This window comes from Kitasatospora indigofera, assembly GCF_014655955.1.
GTDB classification, from domain to species: domain Bacteria; phylum Actinomycetota; class Actinomycetes; order Streptomycetales; family Streptomycetaceae; genus Kitasatospora; species Kitasatospora indigofera.
This window is the reverse complement of the sequence record NZ_BNBO01000013.1, coordinates 72,409-87,964: the sequence shown is the minus strand read 5'-3', so window position 1 is coordinate 87,964 and position 15,556 is coordinate 72,409. Positions and strand designations below refer to the sequence as shown.

Below are 15,556 nucleotides of genomic sequence, written 5' to 3'. Positions count from 1 at the left end.
AGAAAAATGTGGCCAGGCAGTCGTAGCGGATCTGATCCCCCGGATGCTACATCCGGGGGATCATCCATTTCATCTGCACACCAAGGGATATGACGATACGTCAGTTCGACTTTTCAGCCCCGGTCGGCAAGGCCGGCCGGGCCATCGAACGGCCTGCTCAGAAGCCGGAGACCGGGCTGGTGACCATTCGCACCCGCCCGTCCGCACGTGCCTCCAGCCCCGCCGCCAGCCGCAACGAGCGTGCGGGGCCGAGCAGTTGGAGCGCCTCCTCGACCGGGGCCCAGCGGTAGCTGTCCAGTTCGCCCGCCGGGAGGGTCACCGGGGTGTCGCCCGCGATGCTGCCGAGGTCGAAGAGGAAGTGGATCGCGGGGTGCGCCAGCTCCTCGGACGGGTGCGTCCAGGCGACCACCAGCAGGTCGCCGGCCTCCCGGACGATCCCGGTCTCCTCCTCCAACTCCCTTGCCGCACAGGCGTCCGGGCCCTCCCCCAGGTCGATGGTGCCGCCCGGGAACTGCCAGTGCTCGCGGTAGCCGGCCTTCACGATCAGCACCCGTCCCTCCTCGTCCCGGAGCAGGCATCCGGCGGCCGCGTACGCGCGCGGCAGCGAGGCGAGCCATTCCTCACGGGACTTCAGCGGGCCGTCCGACATGGTGACTCCTTCTGGAGTGCGCGACCGGCGGACCGGCGCGGATCGAGAATGTGCGCCCCCACTGTGCCACGGTCCGCCGGGGCGGGACCGGAGGCGTACCACCGGCCGCGACCCCGCCCGCCCGGCCGGTTCGGCCCGCCCGGCCCGGCCGGTTCAGCCCGCCTACCCGGCCGGTTCAGCCCGCCCGCCCGCTCAGCCCGCCCGGCCCCTTCAATAGGCCTGCCCCGACCCGAACGCCGTCGTCACCACGGCCCACACGTGCGGGAACTCCTCGCCGTTCAGGCCGGTCGGGTTGAACGAGTACACGACGTGGCGGCTCAGGTCGCGGGTGGCGAACAGGCCACTGGTGAAGCCGGGGCGGCTGCCGGTCTTGCCCCAGACGAGCGTGCCGTCGGGCAGCGTGACGCTCATCAGGCCCATGCTGAAGCACGCCCGGCCGGCGGTCGGGCCGATCTCGCAGTTCTTGTTCCGGACGTTGGGCACGTCGGGCACCGTGAAGAGCTCGGCCTGCTGGGCGGGCGGCAGCAGCCGGCCGCGGAAGAGCGCGGTCATGAACCGCTCCAGGTCCGGGGCGGAGGAGATCATGCCGCCCTCGGCCCAGGGCCAGGGGCTCTGCTCGGTGACGTCCACCCGGACCCCCGGGTCACCGGCGCCGGGGCCGGGCACCGTCAGGTAGCCGTGCGCCGAGGGGTCGGGCAGCGAGGTGTCGCCGGCGGCGGGCACGTAGGTGTCGCGCAGGCCCAGCGGGCGGGCGATCCGGGTCTGCACCTCCTGGGCGAAGGTGCGGCCGGTCACCTTCTCGACGACCATCCCGGCGACGAAGGTGTTGATCCCGTTGTACTGCTGGGCACTGCCGGGCGCGAAGCTCATCGGGCCGGCGAGGGCGGCGGCGACGACCTCGGCCGGCGTCCAGGAGTCGGTGCGGTGGGCGGCGAACCAGCCGGTGCTGCCGTCCCCGGAGGTGAGGCCGGAGCCGCCGGGCAGCCCGCTGGTGTGGTCGAGCAACTGGCCGACGGTGACGGCCGGGAGGTCCGCGGGCAGCAGGCCGGGGAGGTAGCGCTGGACGGGCGCGTCCAGGGCCAGCCGGTGCTCGGCCGCGAGTTGCAGTACGACCGTGGCGGTGAAGACCTTCGAGATGCTGCCGATCCGGAACCGGCCGTCCGGGTCCACCCCGTCGCCCGCCGTGCCGGACCAGCGCCCGCCGCGGCCGCCGGCCCGGACCAGCGCACCGGTGATCCCCTCGTCGGGCAGGTCGGCGATGGTCCGGGCGAGCGCGTCCCGGTCCGGCCGGGCGGGCTGGGCGGTGGCGGCGGACGGGTGGCCCGCGGTGGCCGGCCCGGCGGCGAGCGCGGGCGTCCCGGCGCCGGCCACGACGGCGGCGACCAGGGCGGCGGCAGCCGCCAGGGTGGTCCAACGGGTGCGGTGCGCGGACGAGTTCACGGGAGTCGCTCCAGGCGGTCGACGGGCGGTGTGCTTCCGTCGAGCAGCCTGCCGGACCCCTGCCGCCGGGCCATCCGGGACGGGCCCGGAGCCGCCCCTGATCCCGCAGGGGGATTCCCCCGAGGTGCGGCCGGGCACGCGTCAGGGGCGGGAGCGCGGCCGGCGGACGGCCGGGCGCGCGCTCCCGCCCCGAGAGGACTCAGTGGGCGGAGTGCTTCTCCGCGCCGCGGTGGCGGTGGCCCTTCAGTTCGGCGTGCATGGCGGGGGCGGAGTGCATGGCCGTCGCCGTGCCGTCGTCCCGGCCGCCGTGCCGGAACGTGCTGTCCCCGAAGTGCATGCCGGGTGCCCCGGTCGGCGGCGCGTTGGTGAGCGACGGCGGCTCGAGCGGCCGTGGCGTCGCCGCCATCCCCCGGCGTTCCAGCAGTTCCTGGGTGCCGCGCTGGAGCTTGCTCATCCGGGCCGATGATTGCATGGCCATCGTTGATCTCCCTTCGGCGGTGCTCGCCGCCGCACCTGCGGGGACGAGGGAGCCGCACGGGATGTTATGTCCGGATTTCATCCGAATACACATTCTGTCCGGCCGGCTCCCGGCGGCCCCGGGGCGCGGTCCGCACCCCGGCGGCCCCGGCCGGGCGCGCCCCGTACCGCCGCGGCAGCCCGGCCCCGCCCCGCGTCGCGGGCTGTCGCCTCAGCCCATCGCCTCGTGGACGTAGCACCAGCGCCACTCCTCGCCCGGTTCGTACGAGCGGATCACCGGGTGGGAGCTGTTGTGGAAGTGCGCACTGGCGTGCCGCTGCGGCGAGTTGTCGCAGCAGCCGATGTGCCCGCAGTCCAGGCAGAGCCGCAGGTGCACCCAGTCCCGGCTGCCCGCGGCGAGGCAGTCGGCGCATCCGTCGGTCGGGGGCGTCGGAACGATGTCCGCAGGGGCCGCCGCAAGGTCTTCGCACGCGCTCATGTACGCAGGGTAGTAAGGCCGGGGTCCGACGGCCGGGAACCGCGCCGGGCCGCCCGTACCGCACCTCGTCCACCGCACCTCGCCCACCGCGCGCGGACCGGCCCGCGCGCCCCGGGTCAGCCGAGCGGCGAGACGTCCTCCCCGGTGCCCCGCCCCGGCGCCGGGGCGCCCGCGGGGCCGCGCGGCGGGCCGTCCGCCGTCCAGCTCGCCAGCACGGCGAGCTTCTGCGCCGTCGGCGAGCCCGCCGGGGTGGTGTAGGCGATCAGCAGCTGGTCGGCGGCGCCCGAGACGGCGAGCGTCTCGTACCCGAAGCTGAGCGTGCCCGTCAGCGGGTGGTGGATCAGCTTGCTGCCGTGGGTCTTCTCCCTGACCTGGTGGTCGGCCCAGAGTCGGCGGAACTCCTCGCTGCGGACGGACAGTTCACCGACCAGCGCGCCGAGCCGCCGGTCCTCCGGGTAGCGGCCGGCGTCCAGCCGCAGGTAGCCGACGGTCTCGGCGGCGACCGCCTCCCACTGCGGGTAGCAGTCCCGCGCGCCCGGGTCGAGGAAGACGTGCCGGGCCGCGTTGCACTCCTCCGGGGGCCGGCCGCCGAAGCCGAGCAACGCGTCGGCGAGCCCGTTCCAGGCCAGCACGTCCATCCGGCGGCCGAGCACGAAGGCGGGCACCGCGTCCATCATCTCCAGCAGCAGCCGGACGCCCTCCCTGACCTGCTGCCGGCCCCGGACGGCGCGGCCCGTCGCCCGGGCGGGGCGGAGCAGGTCGCGCAGGTGGGCCTGTTCCACCCCGTCCAGGCGCAGCACCCGGCCGACCGCGTCCAGCACCGCGTCGGAGGCGGAGGTGCCGCGGCCCTGCTCCAGCCGGATGTAGTAGTCGACGCTCACCCCGGCCAGCTGCGCGACCTCCTCGCGTCGCAGGCCCTGGACGCGCCGGCGCCCGTGCGAGGGGAGACCGACCTCCTCGGGCCGGATCCGGGCACGCCGGGACTTCAGGAACTCCCCCACCGTGTTCTCCATCCGTCCAGGTTAGACCGGGGGCCCGGCCTGATCCTGGTACTGGTTTTCCTAGGAAGAGCAAGGCCTGGGCCGCCCCGCGACGGCCGCGCAGAGTGGGGTGCGACGGCACGAGGAACACCCGGACCGCACCACCCGGCGTGTACCGCACGGCCCCCTGCGCAGCAACGCCGTTCGCAGCAGCGACCCGAACCAGGAGAACCCCATGAGCTACCCCACCCTCGCCGGACGCACCGCCGTCGTCACCGGGGCCGCCAGCGGCATGGGCGAGGCCACCGCCCGCCTGCTCGCCGCGAACGGCGCCCGGGTCGCCCTGCTCGCCCGCCGGGCCGGGCGGCTGGACGAACTCGCCGCGAAGATCGGCGCCGACGGCGGCCAGGCCCTCGCGGTGGCCGTCGACATCACCGACCAGGCCTCGGTGGACGCCGCCGCCGACCGGGTCCGGGCCGCGTACGGCCAGGTCGACCTGGTGGTGAACAACGCGGGCGTGATGCTGCCCAACCCGATCGCCGCGGGCCGGCTCGACGAGTGGAGCCGCATGATCGACACCAACCTGACCGGCGCGCTCAGGGTGATCCGGGCCTTCACCGCCGACCTGACCGGCGCCGCCGCGGCCGGCCGGACGGCCGACCTGGTGAACGTCTCCTCGATCGCCTCGCACGTGGTCTTCCCCGACTACGCGGTGTACGCGGCCACCAAGGCCGGCCTCACCCAGCTCTCCGCCGCCCTGCGCACCGAACTGGGCCCGCGCGACGTCCGGGTGACCAACGTCGAGCCCGGCCTGACCGAGACCGAACTGGGCGGGCACATCGACAACCCGGAGCTCGCCGAGCAGCTGGGCGGGATGTTCGCGGCCATCCCCGCACTGACCGCCGAGGACGTCGCCGACCTGATCGGCTACACCGTCAGCCGCCGCCGCGAGGTCAACCTGCGCCAGCTGCTGGTGCTGCCCACCCGGCAGGCCTGACCCGCCCGGCGGCCCGGACCGGACCCGCCGGCCGCACCCGGGGTCGGACCGGGACCGCACCCGGGGTCGGGCCGGGACCGCGCCCCGGGTCGGGCCGGGACCGGGCCCGCCACTCCCCCCGGACGGCCGGGCATGGGAGCATGCCGCGTGGCCACGGTGACAGATCGACAAGGCAGCGGCACGGACACGGACCGTCCCGCCGGACCGCCCCCGACCGCACCCGCCGGAGCACCCGTCCGCCGGATGGTCGGCGGCACCGACCGGGTGCGGCAGCCCGCCGCGCTGATCCGGCTGCTGCTCGGCCTGGCCGCGATCTGCCTGACCCTGCTGCTCGCCGACTACGCCCAGGCCACCGCCGGCGGCATGGACGCCGACATCGCCCAGGGCGTCGACCTGATCCCGCGCGCGGTCTCCCGGATCGCCGGGGCGCTGTCCACCGCCGCCCTGCTGCTCGTCCCCGCCGTGGCCGGCGCCCGGCTGCTGCTCGGCCACGACCGCCGGCGCGGGCGCCAGCAGGTGGCGGACGGCCTGCTGGCCGCCACCGTGGCGTACGGGCTCTGCGTCGCCCTCGACCTCTGGATCGACGGCGCCGCCCCCGCCTCCCTGCTGGACGCCCTCACCCACCCGCTGCCCGACGGCCCCGGCCACACCGAACCGGTCTACGGCTACCTGGCGCCGGTGCTGGCCTTCCTGATCGCCGCGGGCGCCCGCGACCGCCACCGGCCCCGGGTCGCCTTCGCCCTCTCCGGCGTGGCCGGCCTGCTCAGCGGGTACGCCGGCCCGCTGTCACTGCTGCTCGGGCTGCTGATCGGCGCCACCGTGGCGCACGGCACGCTGTACGCGGTCGGGGTCCCCGACCCGCGGCCCCGGCCGGCCGCGCTGGCGCTCAGCCTGCGGCAGGTCGGCCTGCGCCCGCGCACCATCACGCCGTCCGGCCCGGACCGCTACCTGGTCGGGCAGGACGACGGCCGCCCCGACCTCGACGTCCTGCTGCTGGACCGGCAGGCCCTGGTCGCCGCACTGTTCCAGCGGGTCTGGCGCCGGCTGCGGCTGCGCACCGCCCCGCACCCGCGGGTGCTGCGCTCGCTGCGCACCGGCCTGGAGCACGAGGCGCTGGTCTCGTACGCCGCCGTGGCCGCCGGGGTCCGGACCCGCCGGGTCGTCGCCAGCGCCGAACTCGGCCCGGACGCGGCCCTGGTCGCCTACGAGCACGTCCCCGGCCGGACCCTCGGCCTGCTCGCCGACGAGGAGCTGACCGAGGAGCTGCTGGCGGACGTCTGGGCGCAGTTCAAGCTGCTGCAGACCCGGCGGATCTCGCACCGGGCGCTCGTCCCGGAGGCCGTCCTGGTCGCCGAGTGCGGCGCCGTCCACCTGGTCGACCTGGCGGACGGCGACATCGCGGCCAGCGACCTGGTGCTGCGGGCCGACGTCGCGCAGCTGCTCACCACCCTCGCCCTGCGGACCGGCGCCGAGCGGGCCGTCGGCTCGGGCGTCGCGGCGCTCGGACCGGCCGCCGTCGGCGCGGCCCTGCCGCTGCTCCAGCCGATCGCGCTGGCCCGGCGGACCCGGGCCGACCTCAAGCAGCAGCCCGAGCTGCTGGACGCGATCCGCGCCGAGGTGCTGCGCACCCGCCCGCAGGCGGCCGTCCGGGACGTCCGGCTGGAGCGGCTGCGGCCGCGCACCCTGCTGGCCGTGGTCGGCGGGGTGGTGGCGGGCTGCCTGCTGCTGCCGCAGTTCTTCACCACGGACCACAACCCGATCGCCACCCTGGCCGGCGCCGACCCGGGCTGGATGACCCTGGCCGTGCTCGCCGCCACCGCCAGCCACGGCGCCGCCACCGTCGGCTTCGTCGGCTTCGTGCCGGAGCGGGTGAACCTCTGGCACGCCACGCTGGCCCAGGTGGCAGGGTGCTTCGTCAAGATCGTCTCGCCCGGCGGGGTCGGCGGGATCGCCCTGAACACCCGGTTCCTGCAGCGCTCGGGCATCCCGACCCCGCAGGCGCTGTCCAGCGTCGGCGTCGGCCAGCTGCTCGGCCTGATCCTGCACCTGCTCCAGCTCGGCGCCTTCGTCTACCTGCTGGGCAACGACCCCGGCTCGGAGCTGGACGCGCTGCCGACCCTGGTCGGCGGGCTGGCCGGCGCCGCCGTGCTGCTCTCGCTGGCCGCGGCCGTCCCGCCCGCCAGGCGCTGGCTCGGCGCCCGGCTCCGCCCGCTCACCTCCGAGGTGCTGCCCCGGCTGCTCGACCTGGCGCGCAGCCCGGCGCGGCTGAGCGCCGGGATAGCCGGGCAGCTGCTCGTCTCGCTCTGCCTGGTGGCCTGCCTGTACTGCTGCGCGCAGGCCGTCGACAGCCGTCCGAGCTTCGCGTCGGTCGCGGTGGTGCTGCTGGTCGGCAACGCCGTCGGCAGCGCGGCGCCGACCCCGGGCGGCGCGGGCTGGATCGAGCTGACACTGCCCCGGATGCTGGTGGCGACCGCCGCCATGGACAGCGGCTCCGCGGTGGCCGCCGTGGTGCTGTACCGCCTGCTGACCTTCCTGCTGCCGGTGCTGCCCGGCTGGGCGGCCTTCGCCTGGCTGCAGCGCCGCAAGGCGCTCTGAACGACGGAGCGGCCCCGGACGGGTCCGTCCGGGGCCGCGGTGCGGTTCGGCGCGCCAGGCCCTACCGCTTCAGGCCGTCCAGCAGGTCCTTCGACGAGATCACGTCGGCGGCCGGCGGCGCCGGGATGTCGCGGACGGCGCCGTGGTCGCTGTACTCCTCGGTCACGCTGTACGCGCCCTGGGAGCCGCTGCCGGACTCCCTGGTCCGCAGGACCAGGCCGTCCAGGCCGAGCCAGACGTCGATGTCGGCCTTGTCCAGCCCGTGCGCCCGGGCCTCCTTGATGAAGGTGTCGCGCTCGAACTGCCCGAGCACGGGGCCGGTGTACTCGGCCAGCGTGGAGAACACCACGGTGCCCCGGTAGTGCTCCACCGGGCGGCCGCCGATCTCCTCGGTGGCCACCCAGGCCGCCTCGTCGGTCGCCGCGAGCGCCCCCACGAAGGCCGGCAGGTATCCCTTGGCCTTCGAGTCGCCCGTCCCGTTCTCCAGGCTGAGCCAGCTCTTGCCCACGCTCAGCTCGGCGAGCGCGTAGTAGACGCCGCCCGTGATGATCACGTGCTGGTGGCCGTCCTTGTCGATGGGCGTCTTCGGGTTGCCCCAGGTCTCGATGTCGGAGGCGGTGATGGAGAACGCGGACGACCCGGACTGCTGGAAGGCCAGCACGGCCCGCTCGCCCGAGCCCTCCGGCCCGGTCCGGGTCGTCCGGTACGAGGTCTGCTGCTGGGCCTTCGCCACGGCGCCCTCCAGCGACTCGGCCGCGTCGTGCGTCGGGTTCTGCGCCTGGGGCGTCCGCGACCTGGGGTCGAGCGGATCGCGCATGACGTCCTTCTTGGCGGGCGCCTCGATCGCGGGCGCGCCGCCCAGCCCCGAGTAGTGCAGGACGAGCGGGGCGTTGTCCTGGGCCAGCGAGGTCCGGCCGGCTTCGTTGAAGTACAGCCGGACCCGGACGAGCTCCTGCTTGTCGTTGATCGCGAACTCGGCCGTCAGGGTCCGCGCGTTCTCCGCCGGCTCCTGCGACGCGTCCTTCAACGCGTACGCCGACGCGTTCCTCGACGCGCTCTTCGACTCGTTCTTCGCGGTGTCCTGCAAGGCCTGCTTCGGCCGCAGCGCGAAGGTGCGGTCCGGCTCGGCGCCGGCCATGCCCATGGCGTTCATCAGCGTGTTGGCGTCCAGGACGCTCCGGTAGTGCCGCGTCCCCTCGCCGTCGCGCGGCCCGGTGCCGGCCGTGCTGAGCGTGCCGCTGCTCGCCGCCAGCCGCAGCTGGCGGACCGGGTCGATCATGTGCGCGAGCACGCTGTCGCGGCTGTCCGCGCCGCTCACGGCCTCGTCGGCGGAGGGCGTGCGGGACGCCACCCAGTGCTTGCCGCCGGACAGCTTGACCAGCGAGGCGGGCACCGCCCGGTAGCTGGCGTCGCCCACCACCCGGACCCGGTAGTCCGAGCCCGTGGCCTTGCTGCTGACGTCGAGTGCCGACCGGTCCTTCCAGGAGGCGAAGCCCTTGAGGTTCGCGGTCGGCCCATCGCCGGGCGTGTCCATCTCGACGGCACCGTTACCGGCCTTCAGCATCACCTCGGCCGAGGCGGCCAGCGCGGCCCTCGCCTCGGCCTCGTCCGAGGTCCCGGCCCCGGTCACGCCGTCACAGGCCGTCAGAGCGCCCACCAGCGTGGCACCGACGACGGCAGCGGAAAAAAGGCGCAGCGCGCGCATGACCCAACCCCCCACACGTTCCGCGGGCCCCAGGCCCGGTCGGCCCGATCCTGCCAGAGCGTTTGAACGGGTTCAAACCGATTCGGCCGGGCCGGCGGTGGGGAATCCGGCAGGTCGCAGGGCAATCGGGACGAATCGACGGCGGCGCCGCCCCGTGTCAGCGGTACTCGTCCTCGTCCAGGGTGACCACCCGGGCCTGCTCCGCCGCATCGGCGACATCGGTCGCCGGGTCCGCCCCCAGTGCGCGGCGCTCCACCAGCTCGTCGTACTCGTCGGCCTCCGGATCGTCCTCGACCGGCTCGTCGGCCTCGGCGGCGACCTCGTCCACGTAGTCCTCGGGATTCTGCGGCATGGTGTCGTCCTCGCTGCTGGGAGCCTCACCCGGACCCTGCTGGGCCCTGCCTGACGGGGCCCTTGAAGTATCCGTCCGCAGCGCCCCGGACGCGACGCCTCGCCCGGGCGTGGGCGTGTTGCCGGGCCTTCCCGCCGGGGCGGCCCAGGGGTGCCCCCGGGGGGCCGGAAAGATTTTCTGAACTCACCTGCAACCCCCCGGGGGGATGCACGTCCATCAGGGTGAGGGCCAGCGAGACGGACCGGCGGGAAGCCGGGGACGGGCCGGTCGCCTCGCAAAAAGCTTCCGCATTCTCATCCCAGGGGGACCTGCATCATGAACGCGTCCGTTATCAACCGCTTTGCGAAGATCGTCACCGCTGGTTCGGCCAAGGGCCGCTCCCGCCGCCTGGCCCTCACCCTGCCCCTCGCCGCCGTCATCGCCGCCGGCGCCGTCGGCTGCACCCCCGACAGCTCCCCCCAGGCCGCCCCCACCACCGCACCCACCCTCAGCACCCCCGCCGGCACCCCCACCCCGACCAGCACCGCACCCACCACCACCGCCACCCCGGCGCCCACCACCACCCCCACCGCGACCGAGACCGCGACCACCGCTCCGGCCCCCGCGCCGGCCACCGCCGCCCCGGTCCCGGCCGCCGCCGGGACCCCCTCCGCCACCAGGACGCCCACGAGCGTGGTCAAGCCCGGCGGCGGCATCGAGATCCGCTTCGACGGCCTGAAGGCCGGCCAGCGGATCGAGGCCGGCGGCGGCACCGTCTCCTTCTCCGTCACCTGGACCAACACCGGCACCAAGCGCTACGACACGGTCGTCCCCGTCGTCTCCTCCCAGCAGTACGAGGGCGCGCCCTGCACACGAGTCCTGGCGATGGCCCACGGCACCGTCGAGCGCAAGGACGGCAACGTCTGGCACGAGTTCCCGCTCAGCCAGGGCGGCGGCATGGACTACGCCACCACCGGCACGGCGGCCGCCTTCCCGCTCGCCTCCGGCGCCAGCCGCACCATCCAGTACCGCATCCACCTGGCCGCCGACAACGGCCCGGGCACCCTGTCCGTCGAGGCCGCCTCGTACGGGAACACCACCACGTTCAACCAGATCGGCAACAAGAAGGTCGTCGACACCGAGGTCGTGGACAGCCACCTCCCCAAGGTCACCGTGACCGGCGGCCCCGGCGCCGTGGTGGTCGGCGGTCAGGGCACCCGGTACACCGTGAAGGTCACCAACCCCACCGGGAGCGCCTTCCGTTCGGCGGCCCCGGCGCTCAAGGTGCAGACCCTGACGGACCCGGACTCCGGCGACTTCACCCAGCACGTCGTCTCGCCCGGCGACCTCTTCGTCATGGTGCAGGACCACGGCCAGTGGCGCGCGCTCAAGGCCGACTACGACTGCGACGGCTACCTCGCCGTCGACACCACCTCCCTGCAGCGCACCCTCGGCGCCGGTACCACCGCCGAGTACACCTTCCGGATCGGCGTCGACAAGGGCTGGGCAGGCGGCACCAAGCTCCCCGTCCAGATCGGCGCCACCGCCGACGGCCACACCGCCCCCACCGTGAAGGTCACCCCGTCGGTCAGCGGCTGACCCTCACCGGAACACGACAGCGCGGGCCGGCCCCCGGAGACCCTGGGGAGCCGGCCCGCGCCGACGCCTGCGGCCGGGCTCAGGGCGCGCCGAACTCCCCGTCGGCGACGGCGCGCACGAACGCCGTCCAGGCGTCGCGCGAGAAGCGCAGCCGGGGCCCTCCGGGGTCCTTGGAGTCACGGACGGCACCGGGGTGTGCGTCGTCCACCTCGATGCAGGTCCCACCGTCGTTGTTGCTGTAACTGCTCTTCCGCCACTGCTCGTTCTGGTCGGATCTCATGGCGTCAGCACTCCTCCATCAAGGTTCTGATCATCGCCGAGGAGTCCCGGGGCGAGAGAGCCTGAGCCCTGAGCAAATCGTAGGACTCCCGTCGGGCGGCAACGCCTTCCGGGTCTTCGATGATCACCCCGGAGTGACTCCCCTCCACCCAGGCGATCAGCGGGTTCCCGGGCACCGTGTAGAGCGTGAGCGAGCCACCCATCTCCGCGTGCTCACCAGCCCCGAACGGCAACACCTGCAAGGTGACATGCGAGCGCCGGTCGTCCACCAGTGCCGCCAACTGGGCACGCATCACTGCCGACCCGCCCACCGGGCGACGCAGGACCGCCTCGTCGAGGATGAACCAGCAACGCGGGGCAGGGGTCGAAGAGAGCCGCTTCTGCCGGTCGAGCCGCGCACTGAGCATGCTGTCGATCTCCTGCGCGGACGCATGTGGATGACCGGTCTGAAGGGATCTCCGGGCCAGTCCGGGTGTCTGGAGAAGCCCTGGGACCGTGGCGCTGGTGTACTCCTCGATGATGCTGGCCCGACCCTCAAGGTCCATGGCCCGCCGATACTTGCCGGGGAACTTCTCCTTCTTCGCCAGCTCGTACAGCCGCCCGAACGTGCCGTCCGTACCGAATGCCGCGTCCAGGGCCTGGGACAGCCGGGCGCACGGCATCGAAGCCGCACGCTCCACCCGGGCCAGATGGCTCTTCGAGAATCCGTCCAGCACATTGGTCAGCTGATCGAGCGACATGTCACCGGCACGCTTGCGGTGAGCGCGCATCTCCCATCCGTACAGGTCGCGGTTCGAACGGGTGGGGTGCAACTCGTGGGGCCGGAACACCATCGGCGCACTCCTTCGTGTGCCAGCTTCCAACGTGAGACATGCCGTGCCTTCTCAGCGTAGCGCCGGAGCGCGACGCTTGGACTACGGAACGTAAGGACTGCCGAGTCCAAGACCGCCATGGAGAAACGATCATGACGATCCCTCAGCCCGTGGGCCCGCAGGGCTCCGCGCCCGCCGTCGTCGGCGACCGGAGCCTGCCCGCCTGCCGCTGCCCCGCGAACTGCGGCGGGCGGCCGGAGGCAGGGCTCAGGCTGGTGAGCCCGTATCCGGCCGGGCCCGCCGGGGGCGGCCGGGCCGAGCCACCGGCCCACCCCCACCGGCCCTCCAGGCGCGGTGAACTGGTTCTGGACACGCTGAACGGGCGGACCGGCGTGTTCATGGACCGGGTCGGCACCGTGGTCTTCCTACGGCCGGCCGGCGGCGGGGTGGAGTGGGACGTGGACGGCCGCTGGCTGGACCGGGTGCCGCCGTTCGCCACGCCGCCCGGGGGCGGGGTGCGTGCTGCGGGCGATGCGGGCCGTTGAGCGGGCGCAAGCCATCGCCGCCCGGCTGGCCACCAGCGTCGGCACCGACGTACGGCTCTCCAGGACGCCCGCCGGCTACCTGCTGACCGCGCCGGTGCCCGACGATCCCGGGCGGCAGCTGGCGGCGCTGCCCGCGCTCGGGCTGGCCGACAGGTTCGGGCACTCCAGCCGGGACGGCCTGGTCTGGTGCGCGGTGGACACCTGAAACCGCCGCACCGGGGACGGCCCGCAGCGGCGCGGAATTGACCCATGAAACAGGCAGTGGAATGCACCATGGCCGGGGTGCATTCCACTCCTAGAGTTGTCCACATGACGATCACCGAGAACACCGCGACCGCCACCATCGCCCCCGCCGCCCCCGCCGCCCCCGCCGCCCGCGTCAACTACGCCAAGTCCGCCCCGAAGGCCTTCCGGGCGCTGCTCGCGCTCGACGCCGCCGCCCGGGAGGGCCTGGACCCGGCACTGGTGGAGCTGGTGCAGATCCGCTCCTCGCTGCTCAACAACTGCGCGTACTGCCTCGACATGCACATCAAGGACGCCCGCAAGGCCGGCGAGCGCGAGGAGCGGCTCTACCTGCTCTCGGTCTGGCGGGAGGCGCCGGCCGGTCTGTACAGCGCGAAGGAGCAGGCGGCGCTGGCCCTGACCGAGGCCGTCACCCGGATCGGCGACGGCGTGCCGGACGAGGTGTACGGCCGCGCCGCCGAGCAGTTCGAGGAGGCGGAGCTGGCCCAGCTGCTCTCGCTCATCCTCACCATCAACACCTGGAACCGGATCGCCGTCACCACCCGGAAGGTGCCCGGCATCGGCTGACCGGCGCCGGCTCGCCACTGTCGCCCGGCCTGGGGCTCTGACCTGCACGGATCCGGGTGGCGGCGGGTAAAGGGTTACGATCAGGGCCGAACAAGCAGGGCCGGCCCGCGCCCACCCGGTGGCCCCAGGCCCTCACGACCCGACGGGGAAATCATGTCCGGCTCGCACTACTTCACCAGTGCACCCGACGTTGTCAGCGAGCGACGTCCGATCACTGTGACCCTGCCTGACATCACCCTGGAGCTCACCACCGACACCGGGGTCTTCTCCCGGAGCCGGCTGGACCCGGGCACCCGGATCCTGCTGGAGCACGCCCCGCCGCCCCGGGTGAAGGGGCCGATCCTGGACATGGGCTGCGGGTACGGGCCGATCGCGCTGACCTGGGCCTCGCGCCGCAAGCGGTCCGCCGTCTGGGCCGTCGACATCAACACCCGGGCGCTCGACCTGGTCACCGACAACGCGAAGGCGCTGGGGCTGAACAACGTCCAGGCGGTGCTGCCGGACGACGTGCCGGAGGACCTGCGGTTCACGGCGATCTACTCCAACCCGCCGATCCGGATCGGCAAGGGCGCGCTGCACCGCCTGCTGCACCGGTGGCTGCCGCGCCTGACGCCGGACGGCTCGGCCTTCCTCGTCGTGCAGCGGAACCTGGGTTCGGACTCGCTGCAGAAGTGGCTGAACACCGAGGGCTACCCGACCACGCGGGTCACCTCGGTCAACGGATTCCGGATTCTTGAAGCGCGGCCCCGCCCCGAGGCGGCCGGCACCGACACTGGACGAGGTACGACGTCGTGAAGCAGCTCCGCGGGACCGACCTGAAGCGCCTGCACCGCCAGTGGCGGCGCAGCAACGAGTTCAGGCTGGCGATCATCCTGGAGAACCTCCAGTCGCCCTTCAACGTGGGCTCGATCGTCCGCACCGCGTCCGCGATGGGCGCCGAGAAGCTGTACCTCACCGGTGACACCCCCTCGGTGCGCTCGGCCGGCGCGCAGAAGGCCGCGATGGGCACCGACCGGTACCTGAAGGCCGAGCACTTCGAGACGGTCGCCGAGGCCGTCGCGGCCGCCAAGGCCGACGGGTTCCTGGTGGTCGGCCTCGAACTGGCCGACGAGGCCGTCCCGTTGTTCGCCACGAAGCTCACCCCGGCGGCCGCGTTCGTGGTCGGCCACGAGGACCGCGGCGTCACCGCCGAGGCCCTCGCGCTCTGCGACACCGTCGCCTTCGTCCCCCAGCTGGGCCGGGTCGGCTCGCTCAACGTCTCCTCGGCGACCTCGGTCGCCTGCTACGAGGCCCGCCGGCAGGGCTACGCGATCAGCGGCACGCCGGACGGCAGCGACGCCGGGGAGTTCGACCTGGAGCTCGACGAGACCGAGTGAGGCCCGCCGGACGGCCGGTCACGGCACCACGGTGACCGGCCAGCGTCCGGCCCTGACCAGCCGGAGGGCCACCGAGCCGACGATCCGGTGCCCGGCCTGCTCGGAGGCGCCGACCACCACCGCGTCCGCCTTCAGCCGGTCGGCGGCCTTGACCAGCCCCTGGTAGGGGTCGCCCCGGAAGGTGTGGAACTGCCAGCGGACCTCGAAGACCCCGCGCAGCCGCTCCGCCGACGCCCGGATCTCCCGGACCAGCTCGCCGGCGACCTCCTCGGTGGTCTCGTTCACCGACGCGCCGAGGGCCGCCGCACCGGCGTACACCGGCTGCACGTAGACGATGGCGAGCAGCGCGTTCTGGCGCCGGGCCAGCCCGGCGGCGTATGCGGCGGCCCGGGCGGCGGCCTCCGAGCCGTCCATCCCGACCATGATCACCTTGGGCCCGTCGGTGCCCCGCTCGAAGCCCGCGCCCGCCTGCTCCGGCTGTTC

18 protein-coding genes are annotated in these 15,556 nt (G+C 74.0%); 8 read left to right on the top strand and 10 right to left on the bottom strand.

Going from position 1 to position 15,556, the window contains the following annotated elements; genetic code table 11:
* Nucleotides 1–157: 157 nt before the first annotated feature.
* From IE329_RS14425 to IE329_RS14405, 5 genes are all read right to left on the bottom strand, one after another.
* A complete protein-coding gene (locus tag IE329_RS14425; RefSeq protein WP_190211258.1) occupies nucleotides 158–649 on the bottom strand; it encodes an NUDIX domain-containing protein in 492 nt (163 codons plus the stop codon).
* 210 nt (nucleotides 650–859) lie between these two features.
* On the bottom strand, nucleotides 860–2,089 hold the full coding sequence (locus tag IE329_RS14420; RefSeq protein ID WP_308438368.1) for a serine hydrolase domain-containing protein: 1,230 nt from the start codon (nucleotides 2,087–2,089) through the stop codon (nucleotides 860–862).
* Nucleotides 2,090–2,288: 199 nt separating this feature from the next.
* Nucleotides 2,289–2,567 carry a hypothetical protein gene (locus tag IE329_RS14415; RefSeq protein ID WP_190211257.1) on the bottom strand — a complete coding sequence of 93 codons (279 nt, stop codon included), beginning with the start codon at nucleotides 2,565–2,567 and terminating at the stop codon, nucleotides 2,289–2,291.
* Nucleotides 2,568–2,777: 210 nt separating this feature from the next.
* Nucleotides 2,778–3,044, bottom strand: coding sequence for a UBP-type zinc finger domain-containing protein (locus IE329_RS14410; protein WP_190211256.1), 267 nt, complete (start codon nucleotides 3,042–3,044; stop codon nucleotides 2,778–2,780).
* Between the two features lie 116 nt (nucleotides 3,045–3,160).
* A complete protein-coding gene (locus IE329_RS14405) occupies nucleotides 3,161–4,057 on the bottom strand; it encodes a helix-turn-helix transcriptional regulator (RefSeq protein ID WP_190211255.1) in 897 nt (298 codons plus the stop codon).
* Between the two features lie 202 nt (nucleotides 4,058–4,259).
* Here IE329_RS14405 and IE329_RS14400 point away from each other — a divergent pair, with 202 nt between their 5' ends.
* Complete coding sequence (locus IE329_RS14400) at nucleotides 4,260–5,021, top strand: SDR family oxidoreductase (RefSeq protein WP_190211254.1); 762 nt, start codon at nucleotides 4,260–4,262, stop codon at nucleotides 5,019–5,021.
* A gap of 156 nt (nucleotides 5,022–5,177) precedes the next feature.
* Complete coding sequence (locus IE329_RS14395; RefSeq protein WP_190211253.1) at nucleotides 5,178–7,616, top strand: lysylphosphatidylglycerol synthase transmembrane domain-containing protein; 2,439 nt, start codon at nucleotides 5,178–5,180, stop codon at nucleotides 7,614–7,616.
* Nucleotides 7,617–7,677: 61 nt separating this feature from the next.
* Here IE329_RS14395 and IE329_RS14390 read toward each other — a convergent pair whose 3' ends face one another.
* The gene (locus IE329_RS14390) at nucleotides 7,678–9,321 is read right to left on the bottom strand and encodes an SCO4651 family lipoprotein (RefSeq protein WP_190211252.1); all 1,644 of its coding nucleotides are present in this window, start codon (nucleotides 9,319–9,321) and stop codon (nucleotides 7,678–7,680) included.
* Between the two features lie 157 nt (nucleotides 9,322–9,478).
* Complete coding sequence (locus IE329_RS14385) at nucleotides 9,479–9,673, bottom strand: hypothetical protein (protein ID WP_190211251.1); 195 nt, start codon at nucleotides 9,671–9,673, stop codon at nucleotides 9,479–9,481.
* A gap of 315 nt (nucleotides 9,674–9,988) precedes the next feature.
* On the opposite strand from IE329_RS14385, the gene IE329_RS14380 reads away from it, so the two are divergent.
* On the top strand, nucleotides 9,989–11,251 hold the full coding sequence (locus IE329_RS14380; RefSeq protein WP_190211250.1) for a hypothetical protein: 1,263 nt from the start codon (nucleotides 9,989–9,991) through the stop codon (nucleotides 11,249–11,251).
* Nucleotides 11,252–11,330: 79 nt separating this feature from the next.
* On the opposite strand, the gene IE329_RS14375 is transcribed toward IE329_RS14380, so the two are convergent.
* Nucleotides 11,331–11,531: a DUF397 domain-containing protein gene (locus IE329_RS14375; RefSeq protein ID WP_190211249.1), complete on the bottom strand. Its 201-nt coding sequence runs from the start codon at nucleotides 11,529–11,531 to the stop codon at nucleotides 11,331–11,333.
* A gap of 4 nt (nucleotides 11,532–11,535) precedes the next feature.
* Nucleotides 11,536–12,363 carry a DUF5753 domain-containing protein gene (locus tag IE329_RS14370; RefSeq protein ID WP_190211248.1) on the bottom strand — a complete coding sequence of 276 codons (828 nt, stop codon included), beginning with the start codon at nucleotides 12,361–12,363 and terminating at the stop codon, nucleotides 11,536–11,538.
* A gap of 131 nt (nucleotides 12,364–12,494) precedes the next feature.
* Between IE329_RS14370 and IE329_RS40585 the strand changes: the two genes are divergently transcribed.
* The 5 genes from IE329_RS40585 to IE329_RS14345 all read left to right on the top strand — a co-directional run bounded on the left by IE329_RS40585 (nucleotide 12,495) and on the right by IE329_RS14345 (nucleotide 15,073).
* A complete protein-coding gene (locus IE329_RS40585; RefSeq protein WP_229927434.1) occupies nucleotides 12,495–12,887 on the top strand; it encodes a hypothetical protein in 393 nt (130 codons plus the stop codon).
* Nucleotides 12,874–13,092 (top strand): hypothetical protein, encoded by a 219-nt coding sequence (locus IE329_RS14360; protein ID WP_190211247.1) that lies wholly within the window; start codon nucleotides 12,874–12,876, stop codon nucleotides 13,090–13,092. Before IE329_RS40585 ends, IE329_RS14360 begins: the two co-directional genes overlap by 14 nt.
* 104 nt (nucleotides 13,093–13,196) lie before the next feature.
* The gene (locus IE329_RS14355; protein WP_190211246.1) at nucleotides 13,197–13,697 is read left to right on the top strand and encodes a carboxymuconolactone decarboxylase family protein; all 501 of its coding nucleotides are present in this window, start codon (nucleotides 13,197–13,199) and stop codon (nucleotides 13,695–13,697) included.
* Between the two features lie 216 nt (nucleotides 13,698–13,913).
* Complete coding sequence (locus tag IE329_RS14350; protein WP_229927433.1) at nucleotides 13,914–14,492, top strand: class I SAM-dependent methyltransferase; 579 nt, start codon at nucleotides 13,914–13,916, stop codon at nucleotides 14,490–14,492.
* A complete protein-coding gene (locus IE329_RS14345; protein WP_073924614.1) occupies nucleotides 14,489–15,073 on the top strand; it encodes a TrmH family RNA methyltransferase in 585 nt (194 codons plus the stop codon). Before IE329_RS14350 ends, IE329_RS14345 begins: the two co-directional genes overlap by 4 nt.
* An 18-nt stretch (nucleotides 15,074–15,091) precedes the next feature.
* Here IE329_RS14345 and IE329_RS14340 read toward each other — a convergent pair whose 3' ends face one another.
* Nucleotides 15,092–15,496: a universal stress protein gene (locus tag IE329_RS14340; RefSeq protein ID WP_190211328.1), complete on the bottom strand. Its 405-nt coding sequence runs from the start codon at nucleotides 15,494–15,496 to the stop codon at nucleotides 15,092–15,094.
* Nucleotides 15,497–15,556 lie beyond the last annotated feature (60 nt).

Coding starts and splice junctions, on each gene's coding strand:
- IE329_RS14425 (WP_190211258.1), bottom strand. CDS start 649: ATGTCGGACGGCCCGCTGAAGTCCCGTGAGGAATGGCTCGCCTCGCTG.
- IE329_RS14415 (WP_190211257.1), bottom strand. CDS start 2,567: ATGGCCATGCAATCATCGGCCCGGATGAGCAAGCTCCAGCGCGGCACC.
- IE329_RS14410 (WP_190211256.1), bottom strand. CDS start 3,044: ATGAGCGCGTGCGAAGACCTTGCGGCGGCCCCTGCGGACATCGTTCCG.
- IE329_RS14405 (WP_190211255.1), bottom strand. CDS start 4,057: ATGGAGAACACGGTGGGGGAGTTCCTGAAGTCCCGGCGTGCCCGGATC.
- IE329_RS14400 (WP_190211254.1), top strand. CDS start 4,260: ATGAGCTACCCCACCCTCGCCGGACGCACCGCCGTCGTCACCGGGGCC.
- IE329_RS14390 (WP_190211252.1), bottom strand. CDS start 9,321: ATGCGCGCGCTGCGCCTTTTTTCCGCTGCCGTCGTCGGTGCCACGCTG.
- IE329_RS14385 (WP_190211251.1), bottom strand. CDS start 9,673: ATGCCGCAGAATCCCGAGGACTACGTGGACGAGGTCGCCGCCGAGGCC.
- IE329_RS14380 (WP_190211250.1), top strand. CDS start 9,989: ATGAACGCGTCCGTTATCAACCGCTTTGCGAAGATCGTCACCGCTGGT.
- IE329_RS14375 (WP_190211249.1), bottom strand. CDS start 11,531: ATGAGATCCGACCAGAACGAGCAGTGGCGGAAGAGCAGTTACAGCAAC.
- IE329_RS14370 (WP_190211248.1), bottom strand. CDS start 12,363: ATGGTGTTCCGGCCCCACGAGTTGCACCCCACCCGTTCGAACCGCGAC.
- IE329_RS40585 (WP_229927434.1), top strand. CDS start 12,495: ATGACGATCCCTCAGCCCGTGGGCCCGCAGGGCTCCGCGCCCGCCGTC.
- IE329_RS14360 (WP_190211247.1), top strand. CDS start 12,874: ATGCGGGCCGTTGAGCGGGCGCAAGCCATCGCCGCCCGGCTGGCCACC.
- IE329_RS14355 (WP_190211246.1), top strand. CDS start 13,197: ATGACGATCACCGAGAACACCGCGACCGCCACCATCGCCCCCGCCGCC.
- IE329_RS14340 (WP_190211328.1), bottom strand. CDS start 15,496: ATGGTCGGGATGGACGGCTCGGAGGCCGCCGCCCGGGCCGCCGCATAC.